This window comes from Bacillus sp. JJ1562 (assembly GCF_036962705.1).
Taxonomy (GTDB): domain Bacteria; phylum Bacillota; class Bacilli; order Bacillales; family Bacillaceae_L; genus Ferdinandcohnia.
Genome location: NZ_JBALOQ010000002.1, coordinates 114,097 through 135,194, shown reverse-complemented (window position 1 = coordinate 135,194; position 21,098 = coordinate 114,097). Strand labels below are relative to the sequence as shown.

Sequence of the window (21,098 nt, the reverse complement as noted above, 5' to 3'; positions counted from 1 at the left end):
TGCTTTTGCTGATTTTCATTGCTCGGTGTCCAAATGACGACTGGATTCGGACTGCTTTTGCTGATTTTCATCGTTCGGTGTCCGTATGGGTGTTTGATTTGGAGAATTCTTGCTAAATTTGGAGATACTGTATCCAAATAACAGTTAAGGATAGATCCTGAGTACGTGAGCTTCTTTAATCAACAAAAAAAGCGAAACCCCCAGGATGTGTACGTCCTGGGGGTTTCGCGTGTCCTAGTTTCAATGTGTGTACATTGTAAATTTAGTGTACTTTATTTTATTAAAAAAGCTCAAGCATAAGTCAGTTTGTTCACTAAAATGTCACAATTGGAAGGGCTCTATTCGACCTTTAGTCCCTCTTTTAGCTCATCACCTGAGTTATCCCAAATTTCTTTGTTGTGGTTGATTAGGAAATCCGTCAATAGCTTCTTTGATTTATCGTCCATAAAATCAACCATGATATGACGTTTTAACGATTTATCCATTTTGTTCACATGATCCGGCAATGATTTGTAGCCGCGTCGAATCGAGCGGTCGACTGTCATTTCACAAGCTGTGACACCCGCATAATAAGGCCCCTCTTCCTTGCGATCAATCGTTACCCAAATTAGCCAAAACGGCTTTCCATTGGGAACATCCTCTTTATTCGGCAGAAACTTAATCCCTTTTTCGACGACGCTTCTTGCGTGCATCGCACCGACGTCAACGAATACATCTTCATCTTCTATATCAATGAATACGGGTGAAATATTTTCGAGACTAAGCGCACCAATCCCATATCCCTTATGTCCATCTGTTGGATCATTTTTAATGATATTAAAGGCAACCTTTTTCTTACTTTGATCCATCATACATCCACCTTTCCCTTTTACTCATTACCAACTATTTTAACATAAGGTTGTCAAATTCTATAATTGCAGGATTGGTCGGAATATCGCAACCAGCATATCTGTGACGGCATAGACTCCACCATAAAGGAACGGGAATAAAAATCGGTCCCCTAGTGGCGTAATGACCAATACTAAAAAGAGCACAATTCCAAGTCCCTCATATTGTGTCAATCTCGGGCGAATCCGCGCTGGTACAAGGTCCTCAATGATACGATACCCATCAAGCGGTGGAAACGGCAACAGGTTAAAAATGAATAGCATAATGTTAAGACGTACAAACAGGTTAAAGAATGTTTCTAAGCCTTCTCCAAAGCCTTGAGGTATGGCATTAAACACGCCTACCCGAATAAGGATGATATAAATGAGCAATGCTAACGCTGCAACGACCAGATTACTTAAAGGCCCTGCAACCGAAACAAGAATCCCGGCAAGCCGTGGCTTTTTAAAATGAAATCGATTCACCGGCACAGGACGCGCCCAACCAAACCCGGCAAGAAAAATAAGAATCGTCCCAAAAGGATCTAAATGCGCAATTGGGTTTAACGTTAATCTCCCCTGCCGTTTTGCCGTGTCATCACCAAACCTGTAAGCCACATAGGCATGCGCAAATTCGTGCACCGTAAATGCAACTAATAGAGTTATAACCACATACGGTATCAAAGCTAAATCAAATGCTAAAAATCGACTTAATTGTTCCACCAAATTTCTCCTTTTTCTAGAAAAGTTATTATTTTCAGTATACAATATTCTTAAAGCTTTAGAAATCACAGATTGGAGAGATCAATTGTGCCATACGTAACAGTCAAAATGCTAGAAGGACGCACTGAAGAACAAAAAAAGGCGCTCGTTGAAAAAGTAACAACAGCTGTATCTGAAACAACAGGAGCAGCGGAAGAGAAAATCGTTGTTTTCATTGAGGAAATGACGAAAAATCATTACGCAGAAGGCGGCAAACGTTTAAGCGATAAATAATAGAGTTGGTTAAACCCGTGGCGAATGAGCTACGGGTTTTTACTTTTATATAAAGATTTATGTTCAATTAACAACACCATTTATATATAATACAGTATAAGAATCACATATGAAAAGTTGAGGGGATCTTAAAATGGAGAACTTTTATCTATTTGTCTTTATGTGTATTTTGCTTATTATTTTACCTGGTCCCGATACTGCCATTGCTACGAAAAACACTCTCACGGTTGGGAGAGTCGGAGGTCTAAAAACAGCTTTAGGAACATGTTGCGCCCTGCTTATCCATACTTCTGCTGCTGTATTAGGATTATCAGCTATCATCGTGAAGTCAGCACTATTATTTTCTATCTTCAAATACGTAGGTGCTATTTACTTAATTTACTTAGGAGTTAAGACATTATGGTCATTGTGGAAAAAGAAAGAAGCAGCAAGTATTGAGATGAGCACAAAAAGCTCGTACGAACACACATCTTGCTTTAAACATGGATTCCTTACCAACATCCTAAATCCCAAAGTTGCTGTCTTTTTCTTAACTTTTTTACCTCAGTTCGTGGACGTTGGAAGCAATACCATTCTACCGTTTCTTATAATGGGTTTGACCTATACTGTATTAACTGCCATTTGGTTTTTGCTTTATGTCTATTTACTTAATCAAATTAGTACTTTTATGAAAAAACCGAATGCACAAAAGATGATTGAAGGAATTACGGGTACTATACTGATCGGTTTTGGTATAAAACTAGCCTTAGAAAAGGCCCATAATTAGAAATTCAAAAGGAGGGTTGTCCAAAGTTTGAACAATCCTCCTTTTTTTATACCCTTAGCGAACCACGAAACCCTCTCGCAGCATAGTAGGAGTCTGCTCCATTGTGATATAAAAATACAGTGTCATAGCGACGATCACAAAAGATTGCCCCACCGAGTTTTCTAATATTAGCCGGTGTTTGCACCCAGCTTGATGTTTTCAAATCAAAATTACCAAGCTCCTGTAATGCTCGATATTGTTCTTCCGTTAACATCTCAATACCCATGTCATTTGCCATATCGATAGCACTATTTTCTGGTTTATGCTTTTTCCTTGATTCCAGTGCTTCTCGGTCGTAACAAAAGCTTCTACGACCATTAGGACTTTCCACTGAACAATCAAAGAATATGTATTCTTCCTTCTTTTCATCATAACCCACAACATCTGGTTCGCCTTCAGTTCTCTCCATCTCATTGAGTGACCACAGTTTCTCAGGATTGTCTTCCAATTTTCCTTCAACTTTTGCCCATTCAAAACCTTCATGGCGGATCATATTTTTCTCAAAACGGGCTTTCAATGTCTTAATTAATTCTTCTCGTTGTTCTTGCGATAATTCCTTTTTATTTCCTTTTGTCACGTTTGTTTCCTCCTATTTACTTAATAGAACTGAATATCATTCTGAATAAACGTCTGTTGTATTTTATTGATTTCTTGAACATATTGTCTGTTAATTTCTAGGGTTTCTTCTTTACCATTTTCAAAAACCAAATGTATCCTTTTAACAGGTTCCTGAGTTTCATTAATATAAGCTGCTTCTTTAATTTCATCCCATTTGTATATACTTTCAGACATCGACTTCTTAAATGTTATTTCGTTTTTTGAGATAAGCGTATAGTTTCCAAAACTAGCGTAATAACCCATTGAAATTGAAAACACTAAAAATAATATACCGATATAGTTCCAAACTTTATTTTCAAATATCATACCAATACAAAACAAAATAAAAAAGCCGACAGCAACAAACATCAAGATACTTGAAATGAATGGTGTTAAAACTAGAAAGGTGTCACCATGTTTGAAGAAAAAGTGGTGAATTAAGCTAGGACCTATAAATCCAACTATAACACCTATGATAATGCTGATTATCAGTAATACTACCCAATAGCCTTTATCAATTCGTTGCAACATGTACTCGCCCTCCCCCTCTTTAAATAATATTTACGAATAATTGTCAGGAGAAGTTTCATTTTTCTAAAAACATCACCACCATATTTTTGGGAATAATACCAACTGAGGTGGTTCAAATGCTAAAAAATGTTTTACTACATATCTTTATTTTTCAACTAATCTCTACAAATGTTATGGCCGAAACAAACCAACAAATAATAATATTCGATATTAACCAAGATAGGGTTATAAAACATTTACCTATAAACACAGATATACAACAAGAAGTTGAGAACCTTCTTGAAGGGATAACAGGGGTGTATGCTAAATTCAATCCGATACCTAATAAAGGAACTATGATAAGAATTCCTTTAGAACCGAATATTATGGTGAGAAACCAATGGTTTGATGACCTGTTGGATGAAGTAACCATAATTTTTACTGATCAGGAAAATCCATATTTAATGGTGTTTGATGATGAAAACAAACCATATTTCCTAACATTTAGAGGGGACACAGTAAAATTCTTAACATTATTAAACTTTATCCCAACCTAACTCAATTTCAAATATGTCTTGCAGTCTATATCGAAAACGAATATTATAGAAAAGGATTTTTAAATTGTTCGTCTTTTGGAGGTACATAAAACGATGTTTAAATTAACAGAGCTTAATACGAGTGTAAAAAAGGAAATTCTCGCAGGGATTACGACCTTTTTAACAATGGTGTATGTTGTCGTCGTAAACCCGGTTATCTTATCAGATGCAGGTGTTCCGTTTGAGCAGGTATTTTTAGCAACGATTATTGCAACTGTTGTTGGAACACTATGGATGGCACTATTTGCAAATTACCCAATTGCAATCGCACCAGGAATGGGGTTAAATGCCTTTTTTGCTTATTCTGTTGTTGGCGCCAATGAAAATATCACCTACCAAACTGCATTTGCTGCTGTATTTGTAGCAGGTATCATATTTGTGATTTTGTCATTAACGCCTTTTCGAGAAAAACTAATAGAGGCGATTCCACCAAATCTAAAGCATGGAATCACAGCTGGAATTGGTTTATTTATTGCTTTTATTGGTCTAAGGCTTACGGGAATTATTACCGCACACCCAACTAATTTAGTGACTCTAGGTGATTTACATTCGCCACCAGTCCTTTTAGCACTGGCTGGATTAGCTATCACACTTATTCTCATGGCACGAAAAATAAATGGTGCCCTATTTTACGGAATGATCATCACTGCTATAATTGCTTATTTTACTGGACAGCTTGAGTTTAAAGATGGATTCGTTAATGCGCCATCTCTACCAGAGGGGCTGATTATCGCAAATCCATTCACTGCTATTGGCGATGTGATTCAGTATGGGCTGTATGCTGTCGTCTTCTCCTTTTTACTTGTTACTATTTTTGATACGACAGGGACGATGATTGGAGTTGCCGAGCAGGCTGGGCTTATGAAGGGGAAAACAATGCCACGTGCAAGACAAGCATTATTAGCTGACTCAATTGGGACAACAGTTGGGTCGATGTTTGGGACAAGCCCTACAACTGCCTATATTGAATCAACGACTGGTGTTGCTGCAGGTGGACGTACGGGTCTAACTTCCGTAACAGTTGCGTTCCTTTTTATACTAGCTGCCTTTTTCGGCCCATTAGTTAGTTCTGTCTCTGGGATTGCTGCGATTACAGCACCTACCTTAATCATTGTGGGATCCTTGATGATGGGAAGCATTGCAGACATCAGGTGGAATGAGATCGATGAAGCCTTTCCTGCATTTTTAATCATCCTAAGCATGCCACTTACATCAAGCATCGCAACTGGGATTGCATTAGGCTTTATTTCATACCCACTGATGAAGGTTGTCAGAGGAAAATGGAGAGAAGTTCATCCGCTCCTTTATCTTTTTGCATTACTGTTTTTCTACCAGCTTGCCTATTTACCGCACTAAAAAAACTCGGCAGACTTTTGAGCTGCCGAGTTTCCTTTTAATGTTTTACTAGGTGACGAAGAGAATCAATATATTGATAAGCCTCTTCTACCTCTTCGTCTGTATAACGTTGCTTCGCTTTTAATGTAAATACCTTTTCTTTGACCTCATCTTTTTCAAGTCCTTCAAAGTATAAAACGGTAGATACCAGCTCCAAAAACCTTGCTGACTGGTTATTTAAAGCTTGCATGCAGTCATCTAATGGTGGCATGTCCAACTGATAGTGGCCTAAAAACTGCTCACCTTTTTCTGTTAACGAGTAACAATACTGATAATAGCCACCCTTTTTCTCTTTGACCTCATCTAAAAATCCTAGGTTGCAAAGCTCCTCCACACGTAAAGTTAACTCCTCTGAGTATGGACCGTAAAAGTGGAAGTTGTACTTTTCGTAAAACGGATAATCTATCTTTTTCGCGATATAAATCATTTTTTGCAGCTTTTTGCGACCTGTGATTTCCCCTGCAGCAGCAAATGCCTTCATTACTTTTGCATGTTCTGTTAACAAAACCCCTTCATCTCCTCACCAAAATCGACCAAATTAAAGATCTATTTATATATCTAAAACATCTTTTATTTTCTGTTTTTTACTATCATCTGATAGTTTTTCAATCATATCTTGTGGAAAATAAAGCTTATGATCGGTTCGCCTTTTACCGGAAATGGCATCTACAATTTCAGATTGCCTTGATAATTCGCGAATCTCGCCATTTGGCATCAATAGGTTAATTGGAATTCGTTCCTCTTCCTCTCCCGGCCGATAAAAATCATACGGTAAATCAGATGATGAATCGATCACTAAATAATAATTTGGGTCAATCCCCGCTTCCTCAAAAAGCGTTCTTAATTCCATCATCTTCATCATTTGTGAACTTGGATCAAACTCCACATATTTAAACAGATTACGATTAAGAAAACGACGGCATAGGTCACTTAAAATCGCATCATCCTCATCTTGCCACACTTGAAAATAGAAGGAAAAAATCCCTTCATCTAACCTAATATAATCCTCTAGTGTTAGCGTATCTTCAAAAATGGAAATAAAATGGATAGGGGCCGTTTGAAATTCGTAGTTTTCCTTGTACAGTTGTTTTGCACGATGGAGAATTTTCGTTAAAATGACTTCTGCACTCCGTGTAACTGGATGGAAATAGATCTGCCAATACATTTGGTATCGACTCATAATATAATCTTCAACCGCATGCATCCCACTGCTTTTAAAAACAACCTGATCTTCCTGAGGTCTCATTACACGCAATATCCGTTCCATGTCAAAATTTCCGTAGCTAACTCCCGTATAATATGCGTCGCGCAATAAATAATCCATACGGTCTGCATCAATTTGACTGGAGATGAGACTCACAACTAATTTATTTTTATATGTTTTGGCAATCACTTCGGACACTTTTTTCGGAAAATCATCCCCAACTTGCTTAAGGACTCGATTTACCTCGGTGTCCCCTACTATTATCGCCTGTGTAAATTCTTCATGATCATAATGGAATACTTTTTCAAATGAATGTGAAAATGGTCCGTGGCCAAGGTCGTGAAGAAGGGCTGCACTTAAGGCTAATAGGCGTTCCTCTTCATTTAGCAATGGTCGTTCACGAAACACATCATCAATTATTCTTCGGACAATTTCATATACACCTAATGAATGGTTGAAACGACTATGCTCCGCCCCGTGAAAGGTAAAATAGGTTGTCCCTAATTGGCGAATTCGACGTAGTCTTTGAAACTCCGATGTTGCAACAAGCTCCCAAATCACTCGATCCTGAACATGCACATAGCTATGTACAGGGTCTTTAAACACCTTTTCTTCACTTAATTTTCCATTGGAATTTGTCATGTATTCAACCTCTTCCATACTGGCATGCTATTATTATATATATTTATCTTTGACAAAAAAACCTAAAATTCTCCATAAATCGGCGTAAGCAAGTCATATCAAGGGTTGGAAAATTTTTCGACATGAATGAAAGTTTCGAGGTAGAGTCTGGAAACTCCTGCTTGAAGAAAATAAAAAATCACCTATTCTCTAGGGGAGAAAGGCGATATTAGTCCTTTTTCAGCTTCTTATCAATCTTTTCGATTAATTCGTCTTCTGTTGGAGCTGAAACAGGGCGATTGTTGACAAATGCGAATGATTTTTTTCTACCTGGTCCACAGTATGATTGGCAGCGAATGTCAATTGTTGCCTCTCCATCAACTTTTTTTAGACGTGGCACTAAGGTTTGAATATTTGTTGCCTGGCAATCATCACAAATGCGAAATTCGTTTGCCATTTCGTGTACAATCCCTTCATCCTGTAATTCTTAGTTTGTTCAATATGTGGATCGGTCATGTGTAGCATGCCGATTTAGCTGTTTAATTACACTACACGGTATTTTACTCTTCCCCTACGGTATTTGCAAGGGAACGGAATAAGTTTCAAAAATTCTCCACAAGTACAAGTTTGAGATTTTGAAATATTTTTAAATAAATATATCTACTATCCTTTTATGTAGAGGTATAAAGTTTGAATCTATTGACCAATATATGTAATAACCTAACGCAATTATAAACATATATATTGGGAGATGAATCAATATGAAGGAAAGACAAGATGCTTGGACAGAGGAAAATGACCTCTTATTAGCTGAAACTGTACTAAAACACGTAAGAGAAGGAAGCACACAATTAAACGCATTTGAAGAGGTTGGTGACAAATTAAACCGTACTTCTGCTGCATGTGGATTCCGCTGGAACGCGGTTGTGCGCCATAGCTACGAGAAGGATCTTCAACTGGCGAAAAAGCACCGGAAACAACGTCAACGTGCACTTAGCAAAACTCAACCTGTGAAAAAGCAGCTTTTGTATACACCACCAACTCCAAGTCTCGAAGAATTTGCTGACGAGTTTCCGCTATTTCCATCTGAATCTACCAGTGTTCGTCCGGAAGTTAAAATGCCACAATATTCTTCTAGACCGACAGTGACGATGGATTCCGTGATTTCCTATCTTCAATCCATGGGTAACACAAGTCTCGGAATTGAAGCACTTAAATCTGAGAATGAGAGATTGAAAAAAGAAAAGAATGAGATACTTCTTAAAAATGAAGATCTCGAAAAGAAAATCGCGCTGCTTGAACAAAGCGCTGTGAACATCCAAGAGGACTACGAAACATTAATGAAGATCATGAACCGTGCACGAAAGCTCGTCTTATTCGAAGAAGAAGAACGCCCAGCCACTTCCTTTAAAATGGACCGTAATGGTAATTTGGAGAAGATGGCGGAATAATTTAGATAAACCCCTGACTATTCAGTTCAGGGGTTTATTTTAATATCTGTGAGTTCCAGCTTCCAATGAGGCTTTTTCAATTGTCTTTTCAGGTGTCATGTGTAAAACCACAGAAATCTTATAAATTTCGGTATATTTAGTCTCAAAATAATAGCTTTTCTCTAAGATTGAGCTCGTGATATTAAAGACATATTCACTTTCATTATCTTGAAACTCCTTTTGGATCACCGCATCCGTGGGTAGATGATCCATCAATAGCTGATAGGCTTCCTCTACTGTAGCAACAGGTTCTTTAAATGTGATGATTGGAAGCTCACACCGCCCCGCTCCAATTGTTCTACATTTAAGAACTAAGGCATCTGCCTCATAATCCCGATCTGACTGTTTTTCCATATGGTGCGCAAGATAGTTTAATTTATCATAAAAACCACCTTTGGCCGTAGTTGCGATAGTCTTTGCTTCAAGTTTTTTATTATAATAGGTATACTTCCCGTCACCAAACGGGTCATCTTCATTGACTTCCTCTACCTCTTCCTCAGCTGGTGCATCTGCTTCGGTTGAGTTTTTCATAGTCCCAGTAATAACAACCGCACCAATCGCAACCACAAACACAATAATTGTTACTGGTCCTAGCATTTTACTGGCAACAAATGCTTCTCCTACTCGATCCGCTATTCGATGCACGACCCTATTTTTCCCACTCGACGTCCTTCTTTCAAACAACTTCCTAAACCCTTCACTTAGCAATTGGAATGTTAGTAGGAGTAACGTAAGAGCAATCGCCGGGAACAGCGGAATCCACACGGCCTTTATAACCTCATACCGTGCCGCTGACAATAACCCTGGCCAATCAAAAAATCCAGTCGCAGAATCATAACCGGATTCATCTTGGAATACCCCACCACCTGGGATATAGTTGATCGCATGTTCAATAAAGTACTGGAATAATGCAAGCTGCCCCAACAGTAGAGTTACCCTTGCCAAATCATTAAAAAAGTTCACTACTAAGCTTTGAGAAACCGATGGCAGATAATGCATCACCGATAATTGAAACGGTGTGCTTCCCACTGTTACACTTGCATGCACAAATTCCTTTTGAGACACCTCGTAAATTTCATGGGCAAAAATATAGCTAACCCGTCCAACTTCAATGAGCGCAATTAAGAGGACCTTCCAATACACACCGTTTTCAAGACCACCCACCGAGACAATTTCCAATAGCAAAATTGCTGCAAAAATAGTTGGGATACTTCCGAACAAGGAGTACCATCCATTTGACACCATATAAGCAATTCCTTTTTTAGTGGAGGCCAAAAAGGCCATCGGAATCGCAATAATGTACCGAATCAATGTGATTAACACGATAATTTTTAGTGTATCCTTCGCACCAAGGATAATCATACTTAGAATATCCCTGGCTTCACGATCTGTCCCAAGCAGATCCTCTTTAGATGGTGGGAAAGGCGCTCTTCCAATTTCGCCACCATCGTAAAATCTCATTCTATGCTCAGGAGGAGTATGCTCAACAAACGAAAGCTGTGGTCCAACAAAGCTAATAAATAACATAAATCCGAAAAGAATCAACCCTGTCCAAAGCGACCAATTTTTCATTCACACTCCTCCTCCCTAAGGTCCTGGCTTTAAGTACGATATAATAAAAAGCACAAACAACCAAATAAATGCATACCGAAAAATCACTTTTGTGATTTGGGTCCAAATATTGCGCTTCTCAACCTCGTACTTGTTTTGCCAAACCACCGACACGATTTGAGTGATTAATAGAAGCACAACGAAACAGAAAGATATCTCCACGATTAAACCTATTTCCGGAAAGTCGATAAATGGTAAATTCTCGTTTTTACTTGAATCTAGCCGCTTAATCGATAGCATCATTCTCCAAGCCGCACCCTTATACTCCATCAGCCACTCAACAATTAATAGATTCGAAACGACATATGTCATGACAACGCCAAGATGCTGTAGGATCGAGCGTAAGCATTTTTTCAGGATATGCTTATGTATGACAAACCTTTGTGCCAACCCCTTTGCTCGTGCATATTGAATATACATCTCCCCATCTTCATTAGCGAGGACAGTAAAGGTGATTCTAGCAAAATACATCATCGGGTATAAGGACACAAGAATCCCCGGTAAAATGAAGTTAAACCACTGGTCATGACCAAAAAAATCAATAAAATTAAAGTGAATCAAAATAACCCATTGCAACACGATAATCATGAAAAAATCCGGTAAAGAATTGAGGATAGAGGTTACTCCTGTTCCTAAAAGGTTCAAGTATGTATAACGATTTCGATAATCAAAAATCCCCTTCGCTATCCCTAAAGTAACCGCTAACAAAAAGGCTGTCGCAATTACAGATAAACTTCTCGGAAAATATTCAAAGACGATTTCTTCATATGGCTCCTTATTTTTCGTTGCACCAAGACTTCCTTCGGTTTGGACATTGCTTATAAATTGCTTGATCGTGTCCCAGCTATCAGAGGCAGGTAGCATCGTTTTTATCGTTGAGAAAAACTTTGCAACATCCCTTTCCCCTAAAAAATAAGCAATCCCAAAAACAACAAGGCCGAAGTAGAGAATCGAAATTACATCGCGCTCACTAAATACTCTTAATCTTTTAAGCAACCAAATCACCCCTTACCAGATTAGCAATTGTAAAAAACAGGAACTTATACCTATAGATTACCATATATGTTATTTTCAAAAAATACCCATAATATAAGACGGGAAGGACTAATGAAAGGTTTCAAAATCTGTGGAACATTAATGTGCTAATAATCGTGAAATAACACAAATATCAGGGGCTTAGACACATATTTCGGAGATTCGACGCATAAATCCATCCCCAGACGCATTTCCACTGATTATTACAAAAGACACGGGATCAGAAGATCAAAAAAACCAGAGGAATCTCCCCTGGTCAACAAATCAACTCTATTATTTTTGAAACAACTCAATCCATTCACCGTCTGGCCCGTTGAAGAAGACGTATTTAGCTCCGCTTGGCAAGGTCGTAATGTTTTCATCAACAAACTGAACACCATGCTCCTTCACTCTTGCAATTTCTTCTTCGATATTTTCAACGGTAAATGCGATATGGTGGACCTTTCCTTCTGTTGGAAGGTTTGGATTGTAACCTGAAATTAACTCAATCACCGTTTCGTCTGAGTCGCTAAATCCTAGAAAAGCTAGCTTTAGGTTTGGATCGACATGATCCTGCTTTTCTAGTAACTCCAAGCCTAGTACTCTTGTATAAAACTCGATCGTTGTATCTAAATCCTTTACTTGTATTCCGACATGTTCTAGTTTTTTAAGTGGCATGATTTTGCTCTCTCCTTTTCCGTATGACTTTTGGTCGATATTTTACTCCGATGTACGTCACTGCAAGCGCCAAGACAAGTACAGAGCCTTTTACGATTTCGAATGCATAGTATGGTAGATTCAGCATTGTTAGTCCATTTAGTAGGACCCCGATGAGAGCTGCACCAAAGAATGTCCCGAGTGCATTTGGTTTTCCGGCACCAAGTACGGAAAATCCAACAAACACAGCGGCAACAGATTCCATTAACAGCGAAGCACCAGCATCAATTTGCCCTGAGCCGACACGGGCCGTAAACAAAATCCCCGCCATTGACGCGAACACACCAGATATGGTATAAGCAATCAATTTCACCTTATTTGTGTTAATACCTGATAATCTAGCAGCCTCAGCATTTCCACCTGTCATATATAAAATCCTTCCCCATCTCGTATGGTTCAGAATCACATAGGCAAGAAGCACGAAAACTAGCATAATCCAAACCGGAACAGGGAGTCCTAGCATCTTCCCTTGCCCAATCCATAAAAACGCAGAGCTAAACTCACCAGGTGCGGTTCCGCCGCTTGTTAATGGCATATGGTTGTAGATGGAATACCCTTCCGTATAGGTCCGGTGTAGACCTGACACGATATACATCATCCCAAGTGTCGCGAGTAAATCCGGTATTCCTATTTTTACAATTAAAAAGGTATTTACAAGACCAACCGCAACTCCAACTAAAAGTGGTAAAAGCAGGACCACCCAAAGCGGCAGCTCATACCAGACCATTAACGACGCCGTGATGACGACCGACAATGACATAGTTGACCCAACCGATAGGTCAAAGCCATCAACTACAAGTGTGAACGTAACCCCTAACGCAAGAAGTGTCACTATCGAGATCGACCTTAAGATATCGGATAGATTTCCATATGAAAAAAATGCATCATTGATAAAACTAAAATAGATTAAGATAAAGCCCATTAATAAAATTGCCCCGTATTTAAACAGGAAGCTGATGAGATTTCCTTTCATGTACGTCTTCCTTTCCACCACTAGCATACAAGAGGATTTTATCCTGTGTTGCCTCTTCTCCCGAAAGCTCTTTTACAATTTCCCCGTCATACATGACTAGAATTCGGTCCGAAATTCGGATGATTTCATCAATCTCTGAAGAAAAATAGAGGATCCCTTTCCCCTCATCGGCGAGGGAATAAATAAGCTGGAAAATATCCTGCTTTGCACCAACATCTAACCCTTTTGTCGGCTCATCAAACAAATAGAGGCTTGCATTACGAGACACCCATTTACCAATCGCAACTTTTTGTTGGTTTCCTCCGCTTAAATGCTCAGCCAAAACTTCCGTGTCATTCGCCTTAATCCCCAGCAGCTCAATGATGGAGCTGGCATAGCTTTTTTCAGCCTTCCGATTCATTACTAAAAACGGTGAGAATTTTTTCAAATTGGCAAAGGATAGATTCGTAGAGATTGACTCGTGAATGAACAAGCCTTCCTTACGACGCTCCTCTGAAATGAGTGCCAAACCTGCTTCAATGGCCTGCTGTGAATGGGTAAAACGAAGCGATTTACCCTTTACTTTCACTTCACCACGTTCGTAGGAACGGAGGCCAAATAATGTTTTCGCAAGCTCTGTTTTCCCGGCACCAACCAATCCAACAACCCCAACGATTTCTCCTTCTGAAACAGTAAACGCTACATCGTTTAGCTTTTCCCCGTCATCAAGCCCATTCACCTCTAAAAGAAGGTCCCCTCTCACTGCCTTCCGTTTCACGGATTGTTCCGTATAGGAATTTCCAAGCATCGTTTCGACAACGGTTTTCTGTGTAACCTCTTTTGTGGAAAAAGTGGTAATCGTCTTCCCATCGCGCATAATCGTTAACCGATCACAGATTTCAAACACTTCAGGAAGGCGATGTGAGATAAAAATACAGCCGACTCCCTTTTCCTTTAACGTTTTTACAATATCAAAAAGGTACTTTGTTTCCTCTATCGATAAAGGCGCAGTTGGTTCGTCAAAAATGATTACCTTTGCTTCATGAGCAAGAGCTCTGGCGATTAGCACTAATTGTTTTTCAGCAAGGGACAGTTCCAACGCTTTCTTTGTCATCGGAATATCCGTTACATTCAATAGTTTTAAGATCGAGGCTGCTTTTTCTCGAAGCTTACTTTTATTGATGAACAAGCCTTTCTCGGTCGAAAAAGTATCAAGTAAAATATTCTCGGCAACGGTAAGCTGCGGTACAATCACAGTGTCAACCTCTTGATAGACACAGTGGATACCGTATGTTTTCGCATCCTTCGGAGAACGAATGTCAATTGGCTCTCCTTCGAGGGTAATTACTCCTGTGTCAAGCTCGTAAGCACCCGATAGAATTTTCATCAGCGTGCTTTTGCCTGCTCCATTTGCACCAAGTAAGGCATGAACCTCACCACTTTCAAGTTCAAAAGAAGCCTGCTCAAGAGCAATCACCTTTCCAAAGCTTTTTGTCATTTCCTTCATTTCAAGTAAAGGCATCTACATATCCTCCTTTACAGAGGACCACGGGCGGTCCTCTTTTTTACTCACCAGCCTCAAGCTTTTTCAACTCGTCTGTGTAGCCCTGTTCGCTTTTACCCCAGCCTTCAATGTACTGGTCAAGCTCCGCAGTTGTGATTTTTTCCGCTGGAAGTGCATCCTTTGTTACGAAAACTGGCTCTAATTTTACGCGTTCAGGTGTTTCATTACCGTTTAGTTTTTGATAGGCAAAACGAACTTGGATGCGTCCGATATCTTTTGGATCAACCGCTGCAGACGCAACCCATGGGCTGTTATCTGCTTGAATCATTTGTAAATCCTCATCACTCATGTCAATTCCGTAAACCTTAATATCTGTACGACCTGCTTGTTCGATGGCACGAACAGCACCTTTCGCAAATTCATCCCATGCTGCCCAAACCGCTGTAATTTGACCTTCCTCAGGATACTGCTTTAATAGAGCTTCCATTTGTGCTTGTGTATCAAGAGCAGTGTTTGCTGTTGCTGCACCAAATGTTGCGATTTCTTTAATGCCATCGTTGCTATCAAGAAACTCTTGGTATGCCAGCTGACGTCTCTCCATTGGCGCGAAGCCCGCAACCCAAATTTTAACGATATTTGCTTCACCACCAGCGTCTTCCGCTAATTTTTCAAGGGTCATTTGTGCCATTTGCTGGTCGCCTTGCTCAAGAACAGTTACACCGTCAACTTCCACTTCTGCATCAAACACAACGACTGGGATTCCTTTGTCGACCGCTTTTTGTACAGAGCTTTGAAGAGCTTCCTTTGTTCCATGGTCAATTAAAATCGCATCAAAGCCTTGGTTTACTGCTGCATCAACGTTTGACGCCATTTTAGCGAGGTCTCCTTCAGATGTAAAAACGGTTGTTTCTCCTGCGAACTTTTTCACTTGTTCTTCAACACCCTCAATATATTGCGCTGAAAAAGTTCCTAAGTTTTGTTGCATGATTAACGCGATTTTTTTGTTTGCTAATGGATGATCTGAATTCTTTACTTCTTCGCCATCAGTTTTTGCTGTTTCATCTGCTACTTTCGGTTGGCAGCCAACTAATACTGCGATAATTAATAATGTAGTAAATAATAGTTTTGTTAGTTTCATTGTTTTTCTCCCCCTATTTTGTATGTAATCTTATTTTTCACATCTGTCTACTCAAGCTGGAAGTCATCACACTCCTGTTATTTGAGGTTTTTTTAAAAAATTAAAAAGCCTCTTTCTTATCAGAAAGAGGCTTGAAGCATACAAAAGTCTTCGCACCTCTTATCTACCAGAAAGAATCATCCTTCTGTTGGAATTAGCACCGTGCCTTGCGGGTCAATACCCGGCGAAAAAATTCGCCCCATTTCACAATGGAATTACGGTCGGTTGCTGGGCGTCATCGGGCCAAATCCCTCCGCCTACTCTTGATAAGAGAAAGTACAGCAATCATATTCATTTAACTTACTTGACGAGAATCATACCACGCAAAAAAACAAAATTCAATATTTTTATTATAAAAAATATTTTAATAATGGAAAAGTTTTTAAAAGTTGTAAGATACCTTTTGTACGAGGATGCAAATGCAATTGACTATGAAGCAATTATCTTATTTAAAACGCATTTCCGGATGATTCATGCGCAATTACGCGCTCCCCCTCCAAGTTCCCCCATAAAAAAAAGGAACCAGGAGAACCGTCCCCCCTGGATCCTTTATAATGCCTTCTCATTCCGATTAAGTACTCGTAAAAAGTTTTGTTCAAATAATGGCATTTCTTCTGCCGAAAGCTGTGAAGCGAAGATGTGCTCACTTTCTTTTTTTAATGTTTGAAGTAATAGTAGCATGACGGTTTGTACAGTGAGGTTAGGGTCGATCAATTCTGTCAAGGAAGCCATCGTTTCCGGCTTCACATCCGGGTAGACAAATTTCGTTTCAGCCCCCTGTAGCCCCATCTCGTAAAATCTTCTGATTATTTCTGCTCGTTCAGAACCACTTCCGGTCACACCTAGATAAATTTGCACAGCCACTCCGTTACGAAGGCGGCGTTGGGATATCCCCGCAAATTTTTTTCCATCTATACTTAAATCATAGCTGCCAGGACAATACGATCCGACAACTTCGCGTGCCACGATATCAACTTCATAGCCTTCAAACATTTTTCGAATCAGCTCAAGCATTGTATCGTAGCCACGATTGATATCAATTCCTTTTTCCGTTTCAGGAAAAATTAGCGAAATGTTTAGTACTCCTTCATCAAGCACCACTGCTAGCCCACCCGAATTTCGTACGATCACACGATAGCCCATTGATTCGAGGAGCTCTATCCCTTCCTCAAGAAAAGGCAATTTCGTATCCTGAATCCCAAGCACAATGGTCTGGTGGTGAACCCAAGATCGCGCTGTGGCTGGTGATTCGCCTTTACCCACAAACGCACAAAGTGTGTCATCTATCGCAAACGATTGTAACGCATCAAATTGATAGCCTAGACTAGATTGATCAATAATCCGCCAGCTCGGCTGGTGTAAAAGACTTTCGGTCATACGGCATACTCCTATTATGTAATAGGACTTTATTATAACACAACTCGGAAACTGTTCTTAAAAATGCACTGTAAATTAAAATATAGAAATCAAAAAAAGAGCCATTATAGCCCAGTTTGTTAGTTAATAAATTTCGCAATTTCAAGGGGTGAGGATTTACTCATTTTCTGACTAATCATTGTATTTACCTTTTTCGATATTGCATCAACTGTTGTCTCCAACGTTATGGCTAACTCTTTGAACAATATTTTTTGATTATGAAGAAGAAGTTTTCGATCATGTTCACTTATTTTCTTATCAGCCATTTCAAGTTCGTATTTTTTACACATCAATGTATTAATTATATTTGAAATTTCTCTTCTATCACCCGATGAAACAATATCAGAATAGTTTCTGTTACGCTCATTTCCGTTTTCAATCCACTGAATTCCTGGTAATTTGAAAGATTCTAAAACCTCCTCTGCCTCGTTTCGGCCGATGATTTTTTTCATCATGATTCGGTCATTATCCACTGGGTTTTGGATAATTAAAGTGTCGTCTTCAATTGGGTGCATTATATAATAATTTCGAGTCGTACCAGCATATGTTTTTTCACATATGTCATCTATTTTACAAATTCCCATTGTTGAATAAATAACTAAATCCCCAATATTAAACATTTTACCAGTCTCCTATCAACGGATTGTCAACTTAATTGACTATATTCATCATACTCCAATTTTCACAAAATGTCAACCTGGTTGACGTTTGAACGTATCTTATGTATACCAAGTAATAAAAAATAACCATGCTTCTAACATGACCATTTCCCATTTTACATCCTTGAAACTGCGTCTCATCATATGATTGAATTTCTGTTTCCACATGCTCCATCCCTGTTGCATCTCGTTGTTCCTTTAGCTTAACTTTACTTACTTAATAAGAGTTCACTCATCTTATATTTAATGTTTCTATCTACCTGATTAGCTATTTCATCGAATGTAGTATCCAATGAAATGGCTAGCTCTTTGTACAATATATTTTGTATATGTAGGAGCAGCCTGCGGTCAGGGTCTCCTAATTTCTTTTCAGTCATCTCCACCTCATATTTTCTACACATCAATGTATTCACAATCCCCGCGATTTTCTTCCTGTCACCAGACATTACAATATCGTGGTATATCTTGCCTCGCTCATTTCCTTTCTCAATCCAAGCTATTCCCGGACGATTAAAGGATTCTAGCATGTCTTCGGCTTCACTAAGGTCAATGATTCCTAACATTAGGACTTTATCATTATCAACTGGATTACGTATTGTTAGACTGTTATCCTCAATTGGGTGTAATACATAATACTTTCGGGTTCTACCGTAATATGTTTCCTCACAAATATCATTTATTTCACAAATTCCAAGCGATGAATAGACAACCAAATCCCCTACTTTAAACATTTTTATTTCCCCCATCCCATCGATTGTCAACCTGGTTTACAATATTTAGTTTAACTATTATTTTACAATTTGTCAACTTAGTTGACAATGAAGGTGATTTTTTGTATAGTAATTGCGATTATAAAAACGGGAGTGGAATATATGGATCCTGTACTTCAACATTTAGATTTTATTGACCTTTTAAGCGAAAGGCATGGTCAACTTCGAGGTATTGTGGAAAAATCGTGGAACGAGACTAGCGACATCGCGATTTCAAACTCAGAATGGTACATCATGTCTAGAATATATAAAAAGCAACCAACTATTGCATATGTTTCAAAAAATGTAGACATCTCAAGGCAGGCTACTCATAAGTTTATTAAAAACATGAAGACTAAAGGGCTAGTTAACGTGATGGATGTTGAACACAATAAAAAGGAAAAATCGATTGAACTAACACCGCTTGGTGAGGAATGCTACGAGAAAAACGAGGAACTTAAAGCAAAGATTGAAAAGCAACTCGCTGAAAAAATTGGGGAAGAACAAGTAGAGCTTCTTAAAAACGTATTAAAAATGGATTGGGGAATTTGATATTAGGTTTAGGTGCCGTGACCTCAGCAGAATGAAGTCAAACCGAGCCAAGATTGCGGACAAAATGGTCTTCATCAGCTCTATGAAGAGTAATTTTAGGCATGAACACCATCGAAATCCACTTCATTAGCACTATGAAGGGGATTTCGAGGCATGTACTTCAGCAAAATCCTCTTCATTGGCACTATGAAGGGGAAATCGACGCATGTACTTCAGCAAAATCCTCTTCATCGGCACTATGAAGAGCAATTCGCAGCATGCACATCAGCATAATCCTCTTCATTAGCACTATGAAGGGGAAATCGAGGCATGTACTTCAGCATAATCCTCTTCATTAGCACTATGAAGGGGAAATCGAGGCATGTACAACAGCAAGATCCTCTTCATTGGCACTATGAAAGGGAAATCGACGCATGAACACCTGCATAATCCTCTTCATCGGCTCTATGAAGAGTAAATCGTGGCATGTACATCAGCATAATCCTCTTCATCGGCACTATGAAGGGGAAATCGACGCATGAACACCATCAAATTCCCCTTCATCAGCAATTTACTGCCACTATTTTAGAAATACTGTCGCTAATCCAGAAATACTGCCACTAATTCAAAAATACTGTCACTAGCAAAATACAACCACAAAAAATGGCCATGTCCCACGACATGGCCATTTCTCATTCCTATAAGGCTTGCGCTGCTGTAATCAAGGCAAGCTTGTAAACATCTTCTTCATTACATCCGCGTGAAAGGTCGTTAACCGGCTGATTTAAGCCCTGTAAAATAGGACCGACCGCTTCAAAGTTTCCAAGGCGTTGTGCGATTTTGTATCCGATATTACCCGCTTCAAGGCTTGGGAAAACAAATACATTTGCGTCACCCTTAATGATGGAATCTGGCGCTTTTTTCTTAGCTACAGATGGAACAAATGCCGCATCAAATTGGAATTCTCCGTCCAATACTAATGCAGGATTCATTTCTTTTGCAATTTTAACCGCGTCGACTACCTTTTCCGTTTCAGGAGACTTCGCAGATCCTTTTGTTGAGAAGCTAAGCATCGCCACTCTTGGTTCAATATCGAACATATCCGCAGTATTCGCACTCTCTACTGCGATTTCCGCTAAATCCTGGCTGTCCGGATTAATATTGATCGCACAATCAGCGAATACATATTTCTCATCATCACGAACCATGATGAATACACCAGAAGTCTTCTTCACACCTTGCTTTGTTTTAATGATTTGAAGAGCTGGGCGAACAGTATCGGCAGTAGAATGTGCTGCGCCACTTACAAGCCCGTGTGCTTTATCAGTGTATACAAGCATGGTTCCAAAGTAATTTTCGTCCTTAAGGATTTTACGCGCATCCTCTTCAGTTGCTTTCCCTTTACGTCTTTCAACAAATGAAGCAACAAGCTGATCGAACTCTGGGTACGTATTGGCATCATAAATTTCCACGCCGTCAAGAGATACGCCAAGTTCGTTTGCTTTCTGTTCAACCGCAGCCTGTTCGCCAATTACAACTGGCACAAGTACTTTTTCACTTGCTAAACGGCTTACTGCTTTTAAAATACGCTCATCTAGTCCTTCTGGAAATACAATTTTCATGTTTTTTCCAGATACCTTTTCCTTTAATTGAGTAAATAAATCGCTCACTTTTTATTCCTCCTAGCC

At 39.2% G+C, this 21,098-nt stretch carries 23 protein-coding genes and 1 riboswitch; of the genes, 6 read left to right on the top strand and 17 right to left on the bottom strand.

Annotation, left to right across the window (positions count from 1 at the left end):
- Positions 1 to 338 precede the first annotated feature (338 nt).
- Both V7097_RS00715 and V7097_RS00710 read right to left on the bottom strand, forming a co-directional pair.
- Positions 339 to 851, bottom strand: coding sequence for a YwhD family protein (locus tag V7097_RS00715; protein WP_335701669.1), 513 nt, complete (start codon positions 849 to 851; stop codon positions 339 to 341).
- 57 nt (positions 852 to 908) lie between these two features.
- Positions 909 to 1,589, bottom strand: coding sequence for a site-2 protease family protein (locus V7097_RS00710; RefSeq protein WP_335701668.1), 681 nt, complete (start codon positions 1,587 to 1,589; stop codon positions 909 to 911).
- 87 nt (positions 1,590 to 1,676) lie between these two features.
- Between V7097_RS00710 and V7097_RS00705 the strand changes: the two genes are divergently transcribed.
- Together V7097_RS00705 and V7097_RS00700 are read left to right on the top strand one after the other, a co-directional pair.
- Entirely contained in the window at positions 1,677 to 1,862 is a 186-nt protein-coding gene (locus V7097_RS00705) for a 2-hydroxymuconate tautomerase (RefSeq protein WP_335701667.1), read from the top strand.
- Between the two features lie 133 nt (positions 1,863 to 1,995).
- Positions 1,996 to 2,628, top strand: a complete 633-nt coding sequence (locus V7097_RS00700; protein ID WP_335701666.1) for a LysE family translocator — start codon at positions 1,996 to 1,998, stop codon at positions 2,626 to 2,628.
- Positions 2,629 to 2,674: 46 nt separating this feature from the next.
- Here V7097_RS00700 and V7097_RS00695 read toward each other — a convergent pair whose 3' ends face one another.
- On the bottom strand, positions 2,675 to 3,244 hold the full coding sequence (locus V7097_RS00695; RefSeq protein ID WP_335701665.1) for a DUF4256 domain-containing protein: 570 nt from the start codon (positions 3,242 to 3,244) through the stop codon (positions 2,675 to 2,677).
- Between the two features lie 20 nt (positions 3,245 to 3,264).
- Complete coding sequence (locus V7097_RS00690) at positions 3,265 to 3,795, bottom strand: hypothetical protein (protein WP_335701664.1); 531 nt, start codon at positions 3,793 to 3,795, stop codon at positions 3,265 to 3,267.
- 116 nt (positions 3,796 to 3,911) lie between these two features.
- On the opposite strand from V7097_RS00690, the gene V7097_RS00685 reads away from it, so the two are divergent.
- On the top strand, positions 3,912 to 4,331 hold the full coding sequence (locus V7097_RS00685; protein ID WP_335701663.1) for a hypothetical protein: 420 nt from the start codon (positions 3,912 to 3,914) through the stop codon (positions 4,329 to 4,331).
- Between the two features lie 93 nt (positions 4,332 to 4,424).
- Positions 4,425 to 5,726 carry an NCS2 family permease gene (locus tag V7097_RS00680; protein WP_335701662.1) on the top strand — a complete coding sequence of 434 codons (1,302 nt, stop codon included), beginning with the start codon at positions 4,425 to 4,427 and terminating at the stop codon, positions 5,724 to 5,726.
- A gap of 37 nt (positions 5,727 to 5,763) precedes the next feature.
- On the opposite strand, the gene V7097_RS00675 is transcribed toward V7097_RS00680, so the two are convergent.
- The 3 genes from V7097_RS00675 to V7097_RS00665 form a co-directional block, all read right to left on the bottom strand.
- Positions 5,764 to 6,270: a YwgA family protein gene (locus tag V7097_RS00675; RefSeq protein WP_335701661.1), complete on the bottom strand. Its 507-nt coding sequence runs from the start codon at positions 6,268 to 6,270 to the stop codon at positions 5,764 to 5,766.
- Positions 6,271 to 6,315: 45 nt separating this feature from the next.
- Positions 6,316 to 7,611 carry an HD domain-containing protein gene (locus tag V7097_RS00670; RefSeq protein ID WP_335701660.1) on the bottom strand — a complete coding sequence of 432 codons (1,296 nt, stop codon included), beginning with the start codon at positions 7,609 to 7,611 and terminating at the stop codon, positions 6,316 to 6,318.
- 208 nt (positions 7,612 to 7,819) lie between these two features.
- Positions 7,820 to 8,047, bottom strand: coding sequence for a DUF1450 domain-containing protein (locus V7097_RS00665; RefSeq protein ID WP_335701659.1), 228 nt, complete (start codon positions 8,045 to 8,047; stop codon positions 7,820 to 7,822).
- A gap of 304 nt (positions 8,048 to 8,351) precedes the next feature.
- Here V7097_RS00665 and V7097_RS00660 point away from each other — a divergent pair, with 304 nt between their 5' ends.
- On the top strand, positions 8,352 to 9,041 hold the full coding sequence (locus V7097_RS00660) for an RsfA family transcriptional regulator (protein ID WP_335701658.1): 690 nt from the start codon (positions 8,352 to 8,354) through the stop codon (positions 9,039 to 9,041).
- A 39-nt stretch (positions 9,042 to 9,080) separates the two neighbouring features.
- Here V7097_RS00660 and V7097_RS00655 read toward each other — a convergent pair whose 3' ends face one another.
- From V7097_RS00655 to V7097_RS00615, 9 genes are all read right to left on the bottom strand, one after another.
- Entirely contained in the window at positions 9,081 to 10,652 is a 1,572-nt protein-coding gene (locus V7097_RS00655; protein WP_335701657.1) for an ABC transporter permease subunit, read from the bottom strand.
- 15 nt (positions 10,653 to 10,667) lie between these two features.
- The gene (locus tag V7097_RS00650) at positions 10,668 to 11,687 is read right to left on the bottom strand and encodes an ABC transporter permease subunit (protein ID WP_335701656.1); all 1,020 of its coding nucleotides are present in this window, start codon (positions 11,685 to 11,687) and stop codon (positions 10,668 to 10,670) included.
- A gap of 312 nt (positions 11,688 to 11,999) precedes the next feature.
- Entirely contained in the window at positions 12,000 to 12,383 is a 384-nt protein-coding gene (locus tag V7097_RS00645) for a VOC family protein (RefSeq protein WP_335701655.1), read from the bottom strand.
- Positions 12,373 to 13,395, bottom strand: a complete 1,023-nt coding sequence (locus V7097_RS00640; protein ID WP_335701654.1) for an ABC transporter permease — start codon at positions 13,393 to 13,395, stop codon at positions 12,373 to 12,375. Before V7097_RS00640 ends, V7097_RS00645 begins: the two co-directional genes overlap by 11 nt.
- Entirely contained in the window at positions 13,364 to 14,896 is a 1,533-nt protein-coding gene (locus V7097_RS00635; protein ID WP_335701653.1) for a sugar ABC transporter ATP-binding protein, read from the bottom strand. Before V7097_RS00635 ends, V7097_RS00640 begins: the two co-directional genes overlap by 32 nt.
- A 43-nt stretch (positions 14,897 to 14,939) precedes the next feature.
- Positions 14,940 to 16,016, bottom strand: a complete 1,077-nt coding sequence (locus V7097_RS00630) for a sugar ABC transporter substrate-binding protein (RefSeq protein ID WP_335701652.1) — start codon at positions 16,014 to 16,016, stop codon at positions 14,940 to 14,942.
- 156 nt (positions 16,017 to 16,172) lie between these two features.
- Positions 16,173 to 16,328: riboswitch (SAM riboswitch) on the bottom strand.
- Between the two features lie 276 nt (positions 16,329 to 16,604).
- On the bottom strand, positions 16,605 to 17,432 hold the full coding sequence (locus tag V7097_RS00625; RefSeq protein ID WP_335701651.1) for a lipoate--protein ligase family protein: 828 nt from the start codon (positions 17,430 to 17,432) through the stop codon (positions 16,605 to 16,607).
- 119 nt (positions 17,433 to 17,551) lie between these two features.
- Positions 17,552 to 18,091, bottom strand: a complete 540-nt coding sequence (locus tag V7097_RS00620; RefSeq protein ID WP_335701650.1) for a CarD family transcriptional regulator — start codon at positions 18,089 to 18,091, stop codon at positions 17,552 to 17,554.
- Positions 18,092 to 18,339: 248 nt separating this feature from the next.
- Positions 18,340 to 18,861 (bottom strand): CarD family transcriptional regulator, encoded by a 522-nt coding sequence (locus V7097_RS00615; protein ID WP_335701649.1) that lies wholly within the window; start codon positions 18,859 to 18,861, stop codon positions 18,340 to 18,342.
- A 141-nt stretch (positions 18,862 to 19,002) separates the two neighbouring features.
- On the opposite strand from V7097_RS00615, the gene V7097_RS00610 reads away from it, so the two are divergent.
- Positions 19,003 to 19,431, top strand: a complete 429-nt coding sequence (locus tag V7097_RS00610; RefSeq protein WP_335701648.1) for a MarR family winged helix-turn-helix transcriptional regulator — start codon at positions 19,003 to 19,005, stop codon at positions 19,429 to 19,431.
- A gap of 677 nt (positions 19,432 to 20,108) precedes the next feature.
- On the opposite strand, the gene pta is transcribed toward V7097_RS00610, so the two are convergent.
- Positions 20,109 to 21,080: a phosphate acetyltransferase gene (gene pta, locus V7097_RS00605; protein ID WP_335701647.1), complete on the bottom strand. Its 972-nt coding sequence runs from the start codon at positions 21,078 to 21,080 to the stop codon at positions 20,109 to 20,111.
- Positions 21,081 to 21,098 lie beyond the last annotated feature (18 nt).